This window comes from Neobacillus sp. BF23-41 (assembly GCF_041106275.1).
The window spans coordinates 49,564-62,625 of record NZ_JBGBPR010000009.1; the positions used below are offsets into that span (position 1 = coordinate 49,564).

The following is a 13,062-nucleotide window of genomic DNA, read 5'->3' on the forward strand; positions in this document are numbered from 1 at the left end:
TTCTCAATTAATACTAAACTAATAAAGCAATAGTAAATATTTGTTAATCATATCATGATCAACTAAGGGGGCTCATTAATGGAATGGTATTTGAAAGTATTAAAGCAGTATGTAGGCTTTTCAGGACGAGCACGACGGAAAGAATACTGGATGTTTTATCTATTCAATGCTATTGCAATGATTGTCCTAACCGTGTTAGACCGAGTCTTAGGAACAGACCCATTTTTACATGGGCTTTATTCCTTGGCAGTCCTGTTACCAGGATTAGCTGTAACCTTCCGCAGACTGCATGATACCGGCAGAAGCGGCGCGTGGATATTAATTGCTCTGATTCCTATTATCGGTGCGATTGTCTTAATTGTCTTTATGTGTACGGATAGCCAAGCCGATGACAACCAATTTGGGCCAAACCCTAAAGCCACGTTCTAGTTTTTTAACCGCCTTTTTATGAAGGGCGGTTTTTGTTTTGGAGGCATGAAATTTATTCCATAATATATATAAAAATAATGCCCAAAGTTTCAAAAAAAAAGTAAGTATAAATCCAAGAATAGTTCATACTTTTGCTGAATTGGTAAATAATATCCAAGAGGTGACAGCATGGAAAAGGATAATCTAAAACTCACATCTTCCGAAATAGGGACTTTATGGGGAGAGTATGTCAATGGAACAGCCGTTGATACGATCAATAGATATATGGTGACTATTATTGAGGACGCGGCAATCAAAGCCATTTTTGAGGATGCAATCGAGACTTTCGCAAAGCAAAAGAATCAAATGGTTACCTTTTTAGAAAACGAGGGATTTCCAGTTCCGGTTGGATTTACTGAATCTGATCTCTTTAAAGGGAAACAGCGGTTGTTCACAGATATATTTTGCCTTAACTATTTACATATCATGACATTACATGGTTTGCTCGGACACTCCACTTCATTAGGTGTCTCTGTAAGAAAGGATTTACGGTATTTTTATGACGCTTGTGATAATGACGGGAAAAGAATGTATCATCAAACGATTGAGTTATTGCTAGAGAAAGGAAGTTTTCAGCGAGACCCTTTATTTTATCCAGCTAAAAACCCTGAATATGTGTCCAGCAACGATTTCATGGATGGATTTTTCGGAAAGGGTCGAACGTTATCAGCGACAGAAATCATTAGTATTTCTTTTAATCTTAAAAAGAGTATTATGGCAAAAACTCTTTCCATCGCATTCAGTCAAGTCGCACAAACAAAAGAAGTAAGGAAATTTTTAGAGGAAGCCGAAAAAGTTGCGGACCAACAAATAAAAACTTTTTCAAAAATTATGCAAACGGATAATTTACCCGTTCCGAAGTCATGGGAAACAGAAGTAACGGATTCAACCGACTCTCCTTTTTCCGATAAGTTAATGTTGTATCATATCGGTTTCTTGTTTCAAGCAGCCCAAAACTATCACGGAACAGGATTAGCATCTGCCATGCGAACAGACCTTGTCGCTGCATATGAGACAACGATTCTAAAAAATCTTATGGTAACGAAGAAATGGTTTAATATTATGGTCCAAAATAAATGGCTCGAACAACCACCTCTTGCACCTAATCGAAAAGAAATTGCACAAGAAAAATAGTAAGTTGTGCCTGTCACGCCCCGAACAATCTTGATTCACAAGTTGTTCCACAAGCTAACCTACAAAAACAACTGGGGCAACTGGTGACGAAAGGTGCTAAGCTAATTGATAATTTTTGTAATCCACACATATACGACCTGTTTTTTAACCGCCTTTTTACGAAAGGCGGTTTTTGTTTTGGAGGAAATCGGGAGATTTCCTTAGCAGTATCAAGGATCGATACACGCAAACGATTCGATGGCGGTTTCGAGGTTTTCTGAGTCTGGAATTCATCTCGAAGCCAAGGATCGGTCGCATCCGTGCGTGAGGTATAGGAACGAAGATCGAGTTCATTTTCAAAAAATTTCCTGTCCGTATTGGCCGTCTCGTTCGCCCTAACCGTTGTGGACTCTCTGCAGCTGTTTCACGCTAGATGCTTCGATCGGGATTGGTGTTCATGCCTATTCTCCGTTAGCCGGGGGATGTCGATAACGCAGGAAGTAAAAAGGATCAAGACAGAATAAAATGGATAACCATTCCTTAGACGATGGTTATCCATTACGCGCTTACCTATTTTTTACTATCTCTTGCGGCTTGTTTCCTAGCTTTTTTACTTTGTATCAGCTCGCCTCCAAATTCTGTATCTGCCTTATTACTTCCAGTATGGGGCTGATTTCGATTGTTATTTCGGTTTGTCATCGTATTTCCTCCTTTGTCATCATGCGTAGATTTCCCTTGATGTTTCAAATAAGCCACCATTTGAAGTAACGTATGTAGGATCGTTTGCTTCCTTAAACATAAATTTTAGCGGCTAATTTTATAGTGGTTTTTTACCATGAGATTTATTCTGCAAATAATAGGATTTTCAACGAATAAATAGCTGACAAAAAGCGTTTGGAAATCCCAAGCGTATTTTGTGCTAATTTATTGTTAACATAAAAGCAAATTCAAATGCTATTTAATGTGAATTATTGGTTAGAAATCTACTTTCAACTACTTCCATATCATAGATACTTCTCCATTCGAATATCCGTCCACATTTTACCTTGCCAATATGTAAATTTTTCGATCCGGCCGATTTCTTTGTAGCCCAGCTTCTGATAGAGTTTCTGTGCTTGTTTGTTAAATTCAAACACGCCTAATTCAATCCGCTTCAGCCCCTGCTTCTTAATCTTTTCCTCCATATATTGAATCGCTAGATAACCAATCCCTTTGCCTCGGCCAATGGACTCACCAATCGTGATCCCAATCCAGGCGGTCCCAGGCTCTTTTTTGTAGAGATAGTTCGGATCGACAACATAGTTCATTTCACCGATTAACTGGTCATTTAGATAGATAAGATAGATGTGATGTTCTTCTATGCGTTTTGTTAAGTCCTCCAAGGACATTTCTTCACGACGTTCCATTTCCGATTGGTTTTGGTTCGGGCGAGTCAACGGAATTAATGCTGGGTCGTTTTCCCAACGGTTAAACACCTCAACGATGTTTGAGGTAGGTTCAGTTAATTTTATAAAATTAGTCTTCATTGTGCTCTCCTCTCTAATTTGCTCTGTGATTATTCATCATTTAAGATAGTGCTAGGATATGGTAGTTGATATAGCATCTTCCTTTTCAGGATACATGATATAGTTTGACTTAGTTATGATTTTTTCATCAATAACTATAAAATGAGGTGTATTTTAGTTGAAAGTGATTGAAACGGAGCGGTTGATCCTTCGCTGGTTAACACCAGATGATGCCGCGTTTATTCTCGAGCTTTTGAATGATCCTTCTTGGATACGGTTCATCGGTGATCGAGGGGTGCGGACGTTAGAGGATGCTAGGAACTACATTGTAACGGGACCGATGGAGATGTACTCGCGGCTGGGCTTTGGTCTTTATATGACGGAGCTAAAAGATGCGGTGAGGACCCCGATTGGGATTTGCGGATTGATTAAACGAGATACTTTAGAGGATGTAGATCTTGGTTTTGCCTTTTTATCAAGGTTTCAAACGAAAGGTTATGGTTTTGAGGCAGCTTCTTCCACGCTTGTCTATGGAAGGGAACAACTCGGTCTGAAGCGGATTGTGGCGATCACCTCTGAGGACAATGATGGGTCATCGAGACTGCTTGAAAAGGTCGGAATGAAGTTTGAAGAGATGATTGTGCTCGCTCATGATCCGGAGGAGCTTAAGTTGTTTGGTGTTGATTTTAAATAGAGGTAGCTTCAGGGAATACCAAACTGGTACCTGACACCAGACTTCTGGTTACAGTTTACCCCCAAAAATACGTTTGTGGGAATCAGACTCCTTGTTCTACAAGCTATTCTACAAAGACAACCGGGTGCAACGGTACCGAAAGATGCTAAACTAATTTTGTCATTCCCACATATAAGACCTGTTATTTAACCGCCTTTTTACGAAAGGGCGGTTTTTGTTTTTGAGGAAAGCGTGAAATTTCCATAGCAGTATCAAAGATTGATACATGAGACCGCTTCGATTACGGTGTCTACGTTTCCTGAGCCTGGGATTCATCACGGAGCCAAGGATGGGTCGCAACTATGAACGAGGATTAGGGACCGAAGATCGAGTTCATTTTTATAAAAGCTTTTGTTCTTTCGCTTATCAGATTTCTTACTTGTTTTTATTCGGATTGAAGCATATCATGGGAATGTATGTTCCTGTTTTGGGATACTATAAAAGTTCACTATATTTTAGGAGGAATGGAAATGGAACAACGCATTAATTATCTTGAAGTAGCACCCGAAGCACTTAACATTATGATGGAAATGGAGAAGTATACTAAATCTACTGGAATAGACCGTAAACTCCGTGAACTAATTAAAATCCGTGCTTCTCAAATTAATGGCTGTGCTTTTTGTCTTAATATGCATACCTCTGACGCTCGAAAAATGGGTGAAACGGAACAGCGTTTATACTGCGTCAGCGCATGGGAAGAATGCGATTTCTACACAGATGCTGAAAAAGTGGCATTAGAATTAACTGAACATGTGACATTAGTTCCAACTAAGCGTGTACCTGATGATCTTTATAATCGAGTGCGTATACATTTTAGTGAAAAAGACTATGTAGATCTCGTTATTTTGATCAATCAAATTAATAGTTGGAATCGACTCTCCATTTCAATGGGAAATTTCGCAACTGCAGCAAAATAAGAAATCTTGATCCCTATGTTTGTCTCTGTCATCATACTGCTAGAAAGGTCGGAATGAAGTTTGAAGAGATGATTGTGCTCGCTCATGATCCGGAGGAGCTTAAGTTGTTTGGGGTTGAATTTTACATATGAAATAAAATTATATCAATATAATTTTGTAATGAAATTGTAATTTGGCTGTGATGCCACTGTTACACCTTCCTAGTATAGTAAAGCTATCAAATCACACTAGGAGGTAACAATCATGCTAAAGAAATTCATCGTAGCATTTGTCATTATCGTTTCTTGTGGCTCTTTGTTTGCTAACATGGGTGATAAAGCGGAAGCAGCATATTATAATACAAAGGCAGTTGCGGTTGCAAAGTCTAAATTAGGAGTACCTTATCGTTGGGGCGGAATGTCACCATATGGCTTTGATTGTTCAGGTCTTGTTAAATATTCATATGCAAAAGCTGGAAGAACGCTAAACCGTACAGCGGCTCAAATGTTCTATGGAAACGGATATCGTATCCATAATTATATACAACCAGGAGATTTAATGTTCTTTGCTCCAACCAAGGCAAGTCGGCCGACACATGTTGCCATGTATATCGGTAATGGTAAAATGATTATGTCTTCTTCTTCAAAAGGAGTCATGATTACAAGCACAAACAACCCATATTGGCATCCAAGATATGTTGGAACAAAACGCGTTTAAGACCATCCTTCTTAGGTGGTCTTTTTTTTATCCACATATACTATTCTCGGGTTCGGACTTTATTTTCCCTCTTCCCGGTTTAATCATTTCTATTTGTTATCCAGCCTAAATTAATGGAATCATCATGGAAAAACTCAATTATATATTTTTGGACAGGGCAATAATAATACATGTCGCTTCCCAGCCAAATAATTTCATCAAATTTGATCAATAACTCCGTTGTTAATCTCGTTTTTACACATGGATAATCATCATAACCCCAAAAAACATATATCGGGCTGGAGGAATTAAAGCCTTTTTCTTTTAGAAGTAAAGGAATGCGGCTAATGTCTTTTTCATTTATTTCCATTCGATTAACTGAACTGTCGGCCCAGTCAATTCTATTCCAAAAAGCGATGGGAAAGGTTTCACCCATGTCCTCTAGGATTAATCTAGTTTCGTTTGTATCTAGAATTTCATATTCTATTTCATCCCCAAATGCCTCCTCGAATGCCTCTCTTACAGTTTTTTCTTGTAACTTTGCGTGTTCCAGCATTTCTTTCTGCTTTTGAACCTTTAATAATTCCTTTAACCTCGCTTGTCGCTCATCTTTGTTCATAATTACACTCTACTCCTTTTTTGCACTTCACTAGGCAGCGTTACATTTTAATTGATGGTCTTATCACCATGTTCAGTGGAACCACTGTGAGCAGTAGGTGGACTATTTCAAAGGTGATAATTTCCCATTTGCGATGTTTATAACAGAAGTTAGGATTTTCCAAGTCAATTCCTACAGAGGAATAATGCAACAATAACGAATTGTAACTTTCTTCCTTTTTAGGATACATGATATGGTGTGACTTGGATATGAATTTTTAATGAATAACAACCTACAGAGTCAACCGGATGCATCTGGCGGCTAAAGGTGCTAAGCTATATAGCTACTTTTCGTCATTCACATATAAAACGAGCAGTTAACCATTCTTTGCTCTTGTTCCTAAAATAGTTTTTTAATCACTTTTTAGGAAAGGGTGGTTTTTGTTTTGGAGGAAATCGCGAGATTTCCTTAGCACTATCAAGGATTGATACATGTAATCTAGTCAATTGCGGAGTTTAGGTTTTCTAAGTCTGGAATTCTTCTCGGAGCCAAGGACAGGTCGCAACCGCACTCGAGGTATAGAAAACGTAGATCGAGTTCATTTTTAAAAAATAGACTTAAATCCAGTTATGAGTGCATTTCATCAGGTATCTTGAAGAGTTTTGTCCGCAAGCACCGGCATTGCGGGCATTTCACTCCTTTTCAAGAAGTTTTGTGCAAATTCAACATGGTTTTGTGCAATTTTTAACGGGTTTTGTACAAAAATCTATGGGTTTTGTACGAAAATCTAGGTGTTTTGTACAATTAGATAATATCTGGAAATTCATTCACCCGAATATGGGACTCCCTATCGAATCAAATGAAAAAAATTTGGGGACGATGGCGGATTTTTCGAACAAACGGGAACTGGTCCAATTTGTTTTGAAAGGATTAGAGCTTTAATCCCATTAATAAATAACTGTATATTATAAGGGTGCTCAATAGAAAATACCTACACTTCAAATGTAGGTATTTTCTATGTTTTTAGCCATGGCACTAAAAAGCTACTTTTTAAATTTTTTACCGATCTTACTGAAAAAGGGAGTGATCTCTTTAAGTAATGGTTTATATTGTTTGGTTGTCTCTAATAGGGTGTCATAGGTTTGCATAAGTAAGTCAATATCAACATTGTTCATAAAGTTTTCTATTTTACTCTGGGTGGTTTGCGTCTGATGCTGCCTGTTTTTATGAGCTGTTGTAGGTTCCTTTTTTCTACGTCCAAAAAACCAATCATCGTGACGATTTGATCTGGTATCGGTAGATAATTGTTCGTTTGTTTCCGGACTTTCTTGTGCATGATTTTCGTTTTCTTTGTGTGTTTCTCTCGATTTACGATTGCCAAATATGAATCTTGAAATAAGGTCCTTTTCTCTCGTCGGCTTTTGTTTTTGATGATGATGATCCCCGTCCACTAACTTCTTCCACCTCGCTTTTATCCTCTCTTAGATAAACTATGATTGGTTTCGTATCAAAGTGTGGATACTTGGACAAAAAAATAAAAAAGCAGGCATTTTAATTATTTTTTAAAAATTCCAACCCTTTTTCAGCGCTTGTCCAGTCCTCTTTATTCTTTTTGCATAGCTTATTAGGGAGAGACAGGAATCTCTCATCCGCCGTAAAGAACAGACATATTATTACCTCCTAAAAGGAGCGGATGATACCAGCATTCGCTTCTTTTTATTTTTTTTTACTGGTTGATCAAAATTTCTGTACGATTGCGGATTTTTATAACAAACGGGAACTTGTCCAATCATGTTTCTTTGAAATAAATATATTAATGGTAGGGATGGAAATTACCCCCTCAAAAACGAAAGGTGGTGAAGAAGATATGGGCTATGGATCTGGCGGTTACGATGGTGGTTACGGCGGTGGTTATGGCGGTGGCAGCACATTTGTTTTAATCGTTGTATTGTTCATTCTATTAATTATCGTTCTTTCAACATTCTAGTTTTAGGGACAATCTGAACGTGTTTCATTTTTGATTTAAATCATCATTTTCAAAATGGGGTGAGAAACATGAGTGATGGACATAGAAGAAGTTCAACTGCGTTAGTCGTTGTACTTTTCATCTTGTTAATCATTGTAGGTACTTCCTTTATGGGAGGCTACTAATTTAAAAAAGTGACATGTCGCTTTTTGAAGGAGCAAAGGACAGGTTGAAATAATCTGTCCTTTTTCCAAACTTAAATCAACAGAATACCTCGTATTCTGAGCAACCTGCAAGAGAAAGGAGGAAGAGAATTGCCTAATTCAATGATGAGATTCATGGGTCAACCTATTGAAATTAGAGATCGTTTTGGTAGAGTTCACCGTGGGTTCATGGATGGGTTTGATGGTCGAAGAAGAGGCGTGTTTATCCGGGATGGCTTTAGAAGAAGAAGATTTATCCCCTTCTTTATAATCTTTGCTATTTTTTCCAGAAGACGTCGCATATTCTAAAAATCGACTGATATCTATGAATAAACACAATGAAAGGAAGAGCCTATTATAGGTTCTTTCTTTTTCGGTTTTTTTTAGTCTCCTCCATATTAAATGAATATTCATTTTCGAAAAAACTTTTCTTATCTTTCTAAACGCTTGTCCAGTCCTCTTTATTCTTTTTGCATAGCTTATTAGGGAGAGACAGGAATCTCTCCGCCGCCAAGCACAGACATAGAGTCACCTCTGGAAGTAGCGTATGTCATAATGCATACGCTACTTCTTGTTTTTATCGGTTTAGAAAAATTACGGTACGATCGCGGATTTCTTCAAAAAAGCGGTGCATGTCCAATCACGTTCTCTTGTAAAAAATATACTAATGGTAAGATGGTAATTAACCATCCACAAACGAAATAGGTGGTGAAAAGATATGGGATTTTGCGGTGGCGGTTACGGCTACGACGGTGGTTATAGCGGTGGAGGTTATGGCGGCGGCAGCACATTTGTTTTAATCGTTGTATTGTTCATTCTATTAATTATCGTTCTTTCCACATTTTAGTTTTAGGGACAATCTGAACATGTTCATTTGAGAATGAAATCGTCATTTTCAAATGATCGATCGGAAGGAAGAGCCTAGTATGGGCTCTTCCTTTCATTATGTTTATCGGCGAAAAGCACATGTGCACAATTAAAAAAACGGTTAAACTAAGGCGTCTTAACCGATTTTCATTTGGTTACGTTAAAGCTCATTGTTGATTTTGGCACATGTTGATTGAAGCGGAAGGCGCGAAGACTCCTGCGGGAGGACGGGGCAGGGGAGACCCCGCAGAAGCGCAGCGACGAGGAGGCTCCCCTGCCCGCGGAAAGCGAAGCGCCTGGAGTGGAAATCAACAGCCAAGTATAACAGAGCTTTTTATTTAAAATTGATGCGATTTAAGATCTTTGCTTTTTGATAATGAAAGATGGATTGAGATAATTCAAAGATGGTTCCGTTCGTTAAACAAACGGTGTTTTCAATAATCAATGCTGGATCGAGCGGATTGACCAGGAGCAATCCCGCACTGGCTTCATCGATTTTTTCGCAGTTGATAACTTTGTCCGCAAAACCAATCGATAATTTTAAGTCGTCGATCAGGTAACTATAAATAGAACTTGAGGCGATCTCTTCGTTTAAGTATGGGACAATGTCCTTATTAAAATAACTGATTTCAATCGAGAAGGGTTCTTGATCTACGATGCGGAGCCGCTTGATATAATAAAGCTTGGTTCCAACTTCACTACGCAATTGTTTTGCTTTTTCTTCATCGGCTTCTAGCACGTGTAAATCTAGAATTTTCGTTTCAATGTTCTTTGAAGTCAAATCTTTTGTTAAGCCTCTAAGACTGCCTAAATTGATCGTATCGGTTTCGGATTTTTCCCGTAAAAACATGCCGCTGCCCTGCACCTGATAGATGTGGCCGCGATTGACGAGCTGATTAATGGCTTTCCGAATCGTATTACGGCTCACTTCAAATTTATTTATCAGTTCATCTTCGGTCGGCAGCTTTTTCGTTTGATCGAATTTCCCATCCTGAATGTCCCGTTCTAATTGATCCGCTATTTCTTTATATTTTACAGCCATATATTCTCCCTAATGTTTCGTTCCATTATTTAATGACTTTATTATACATCAAGCCTCCTGATTCATATCAAGAGGCTTTCTTTTTTACTTACAGCTCTTCTCCTCTCGTCTCAATGATATGCTTGTACCAATGAAACGACAGCTTTTTCTTTCGATTTAAGTGATTCTTGTGATCGACGTATATGAATCCGTATTGCTTTTTATAGCCGTTTAACCAGCTGAGGAGATCAATGACAGACCAGGCGTAATACCCTTTTAAATTTATGCCTTCTTGGATGGCACGCTTAATCACTTTTAAATGCGCCTCAATATATTTAATCCGAGGCACATCGACGATTTCGCCCTCAATGATCGGATCCTCATCACCGAGTCCGTTTTCGGTTACATACATTTTGATATCACCATATCGCTCTTTTAGCATATGGAGGCCGTCTAAAAATCCTTGCGGTGATATCTCCCATCCCCATTTTGTATAGGTTTTATCCTCCATTTTCACGGTCCGATAAAAGCCATCAAACGACGGGTTGCCTGGAGTCAGCGTCGAAGTTTCTCGTGAATGTTCCATGGTTGAAACGGCTTCGTGATTTTTTTCAACGCGAATCGGCTGGTAATAATTCAGTCCGATAAAGTCATTTTTTCCGGCATTTCTTTTTAAGGTATCCAGCTCTTCTTCTGTCCAATTTGGCGTCCAGCCTTTTTCCTGTAATTGCTCGACCACGTAAGACGGATATTCGCCTTTTAAAATCGGGTCATAATACCAAAACGTTTCATATTCAGTGGCATGCCGGGCCGCTAGGACATTCTCCTCTTGATCATCTACGCTGTAAGCGGGTAAGAATACATGGGTAATCCCAATCTCGCCGTAATGATTCAGCCCCTTATAGACTTCGACGGCTTTTGCATGGGCATAAAACACGTAATGTGTGGCTTGAAAGTATTTATTCTCATCGTTTTGAATCCCAGGCGGATGCGCCCCTTTTAAATAGCCTAAGCCAGTAAACATCACCGTTTCATTAAAGGTAATCCAATGTTTGACGCGGTCGCCGAAGGACCGAAAACAAATTTCCGCATACTTGACGAAGGCTTCCGCTGTTCGTTTACTCGTCCATCCCCCGACTTCTTCCAGCGTCAGCGGCAAATCCCAATGATAGAGCGTTACAAATGGCACAATTCCGTACTTTAAACATTCATTGATGACATTGTTATAAAACTCCAGGCCCTTTTCATTGACTTCACCGTCTCCCGTTGGCAAAATCCGTGCCCATGAAATCGAAAACCGGTACGATTCCAGTCCCATCTCGGCCATCAGTTGAATATCTTCTTTGTAGCGATGATAATGGTCGATCGCTACGTCTCCGTTGGTGCCCTCATACGTTTTCCCCGGAATCTTTGAAAATACATCCCAATTGGTTACCCCTTTACCGTCTTCATTCCACGCTCCTTCTACTTGATAAGAAGCAGAAGCCGCGCCGAATAAAAAATCATGTGGAAACTTCATTTATAACCCCTCCATTTTTATACCAACTCATTATATTTATTACTATGAATTTTATTTATAGGTACAAATATTAATATGATTATATACCGTTTTTTATTTTTTGACTAGAAAAACTTCCTAGATAGTATCTACTGAAATGGATCATTAAATCCGAGTGCGATTTATTATAACCTTCCCCCTTTGTTCAACTACTAACAAGAAAGCTAAAAAGCCAGGGGTTTTTCCTGGCTTAGGTCATTGTGTTTGCCGCTTATGGAGAACCTTTTATTTTTTGGACTGGATCTCGGACCGTGGCGGGCTTTTTAGTTACCTTTTTTAATCATGCTGGGATGAAAATTTTAGGTTAAGATACTAGATTTCTATTCTAGCAAGTATAGAAACAACGAAAATAAAACCCCTGCCATCGGATTTAACCTAAGAACAATTTATCGGCCACTTCGAACAATTTATCGGCCACTTTTTCATTTTATCAGCCGCTTTTCGATTTTATCGGCCACTTGTCATTTTCCTGCCCCAAACCTCCTAAAAAACTAAAAATCCAGGCGTTCAGCCTGGATCAGGTTATTGTCTTTCTCTTTTCTCAATACCTAAACCAATAAGTTGCCCTTTTTAATAAAAACCCTAGTCAAGTCCATTTAAATGGAAAGGAAGCCTACTCTGGGTTCTTTCTCCTTATGTTTATTTAAAAAAAGGACATGAATGATTTAGATTTTTCATAAATTGTAAGAGCGATTTAGAAAAGGGGGAAAAGATATGGAAATTCCGGTTACTGGGTTTATCCTTCATTCAAGTGATTCAAATATGGATTCTGAGCATTCTCACATATTATATCTTACGTCTTGGAACGGCACTCCTATTCATAGACATCATTTTTCAGGAGTGACCTCATTTATGGGAGGGCATGACCATAGATATTCAGGTACTACGGAACCTGCCCCTACTGGTGTAAAACATACTCATAAATACTTTACCGTGACTTCGTTAAATGATGGCCATAAACATGAAATCCGAGGCACAACGGGTCCTGCTATTCCCTTACCTGGTGGAGTTGGACATTATCATAATTTTCACGGAGTAACGACAGTGAACGGAGACCATCCTCATTCACATAAATATAGTGGTACAACTAGCCCTAGCTCCTAGGGAAAGTTTCACCCCATTAAAAAGCCGATTTCCTGATGGTTAAGGAATGGGCTTTTTTTAGCTTCTTTAACTGAGGTACCCGTAAGCTTAATAAGGGTACCACTCCAACTCATTTCTCTTTTAATTTTCCAGTATCCGTTTCACCCATGATACAACACACATAGACTAATGATGACTTTACAAATTTTTCATCTAGGGAGATGACTGTATTTTGTATAACCCTTACCAATACAATCCTTATCACATTAGTCAACAGCAGCAGTATAGCCCACACCATTATAAACACACAGTATTAAGAAACATTGAACCTCTTGTTCAGTATGGATTACACGAA

Annotated in this window: 15 protein-coding genes; 9 read left to right on the top strand and 6 right to left on the bottom strand. The window is 38.7% G+C overall.

The window, feature by feature from the left end; genetic code table 11:
* Positions 1-78 precede the first annotated feature (78 nt).
* Positions 79-429, top strand: a complete 351-nt coding sequence (locus tag AB7942_RS15040) for a DUF805 domain-containing protein (protein WP_369447486.1) — start codon at positions 79-81, stop codon at positions 427-429.
* Between the two features lie 168 nt (positions 430-597).
* Positions 598-1,602 (top strand): DUF3231 family protein, encoded by a 1,005-nt coding sequence (locus tag AB7942_RS15045; RefSeq protein ID WP_369447487.1) that lies wholly within the window; start codon positions 598-600, stop codon positions 1,600-1,602.
* A gap of 549 nt (positions 1,603-2,151) precedes the next feature.
* Here AB7942_RS15045 and AB7942_RS15050 read toward each other — a convergent pair.
* Entirely contained in the window at positions 2,152-2,280 is a 129-nt protein-coding gene (locus tag AB7942_RS15050; protein WP_369447488.1) for a hypothetical protein, read from the bottom strand.
* 305 nt (positions 2,281-2,585) lie between these two features.
* Positions 2,586-3,107, bottom strand: a complete 522-nt coding sequence (locus AB7942_RS15055; RefSeq protein WP_369447489.1) for a GNAT family N-acetyltransferase — start codon at positions 3,105-3,107, stop codon at positions 2,586-2,588.
* A gap of 157 nt (positions 3,108-3,264) precedes the next feature.
* Here AB7942_RS15055 and AB7942_RS15060 point away from each other — a divergent pair, with 157 nt between their 5' ends.
* The 3 genes from AB7942_RS15060 to AB7942_RS15070 all read left to right on the top strand — a co-directional run bounded on the left by AB7942_RS15060 (position 3,265) and on the right by AB7942_RS15070 (position 5,432).
* Positions 3,265-3,780: a GNAT family N-acetyltransferase gene (locus AB7942_RS15060; protein ID WP_369447490.1), complete on the top strand. Its 516-nt coding sequence runs from the start codon at positions 3,265-3,267 to the stop codon at positions 3,778-3,780.
* A 509-nt stretch (positions 3,781-4,289) separates the two neighbouring features.
* Positions 4,290-4,736, top strand: a complete 447-nt coding sequence (locus AB7942_RS15065; protein ID WP_369447491.1) for a carboxymuconolactone decarboxylase family protein — start codon at positions 4,290-4,292, stop codon at positions 4,734-4,736.
* A gap of 243 nt (positions 4,737-4,979) precedes the next feature.
* A complete protein-coding gene (locus tag AB7942_RS15070) occupies positions 4,980-5,432 on the top strand; it encodes a C40 family peptidase (protein ID WP_369447492.1) in 453 nt (150 codons plus the stop codon).
* A gap of 79 nt (positions 5,433-5,511) precedes the next feature.
* Here the strand turns inward: AB7942_RS15070 and AB7942_RS15075 are convergent, their stop codons facing one another.
* Both AB7942_RS15075 and AB7942_RS15080 read right to left on the bottom strand, forming a co-directional pair.
* Positions 5,512-6,030 (bottom strand): CDI toxin immunity protein, encoded by a 519-nt coding sequence (locus AB7942_RS15075; RefSeq protein WP_369447493.1) that lies wholly within the window; start codon positions 6,028-6,030, stop codon positions 5,512-5,514.
* A gap of 1,022 nt (positions 6,031-7,052) precedes the next feature.
* Positions 7,053-7,460, bottom strand: a complete 408-nt coding sequence (locus tag AB7942_RS15080; RefSeq protein ID WP_369447495.1) for a hypothetical protein — start codon at positions 7,458-7,460, stop codon at positions 7,053-7,055.
* Between the two features lie 416 nt (positions 7,461-7,876).
* On the opposite strand from AB7942_RS15080, the gene AB7942_RS15085 reads away from it, so the two are divergent.
* The 3 genes from AB7942_RS15085 to yjcZ all read left to right on the top strand — a co-directional run bounded on the left by AB7942_RS15085 (position 7,877) and on the right by yjcZ (position 9,025).
* Positions 7,877-7,996: a YjcZ family sporulation protein gene (locus tag AB7942_RS15085; RefSeq protein WP_369447608.1), complete on the top strand. Its 120-nt coding sequence runs from the start codon at positions 7,877-7,879 to the stop codon at positions 7,994-7,996.
* A 68-nt stretch (positions 7,997-8,064) separates the two neighbouring features.
* On the top strand, positions 8,065-8,160 hold the full coding sequence (locus AB7942_RS15090; protein WP_369447496.1) for a YjcZ family sporulation protein: 96 nt from the start codon (positions 8,065-8,067) through the stop codon (positions 8,158-8,160).
* A gap of 736 nt (positions 8,161-8,896) precedes the next feature.
* The gene (gene yjcZ / locus AB7942_RS15095) at positions 8,897-9,025 is read left to right on the top strand and encodes a sporulation protein YjcZ (protein ID WP_088090094.1); all 129 of its coding nucleotides are present in this window, start codon (positions 8,897-8,899) and stop codon (positions 9,023-9,025) included.
* A gap of 354 nt (positions 9,026-9,379) precedes the next feature.
* Here the strand turns inward: yjcZ and AB7942_RS15100 are convergent, their stop codons facing one another.
* Positions 9,380-10,087 (bottom strand): GntR family transcriptional regulator, encoded by a 708-nt coding sequence (locus tag AB7942_RS15100; protein ID WP_369447497.1) that lies wholly within the window; start codon positions 10,085-10,087, stop codon positions 9,380-9,382.
* 88 nt (positions 10,088-10,175) lie between these two features.
* Complete coding sequence (locus AB7942_RS15105; protein ID WP_369447498.1) at positions 10,176-11,585, bottom strand: GH1 family beta-glucosidase; 1,410 nt, start codon at positions 11,583-11,585, stop codon at positions 10,176-10,178.
* A 753-nt stretch (positions 11,586-12,338) separates the two neighbouring features.
* On the opposite strand from AB7942_RS15105, the gene AB7942_RS15110 reads away from it, so the two are divergent.
* Positions 12,339-12,728 carry a YmaF family protein gene (locus tag AB7942_RS15110; RefSeq protein WP_369447499.1) on the top strand — a complete coding sequence of 130 codons (390 nt, stop codon included), beginning with the start codon at positions 12,339-12,341 and terminating at the stop codon, positions 12,726-12,728.
* The last annotated feature ends 334 nt before the right edge of the window (positions 12,729-13,062 follow it).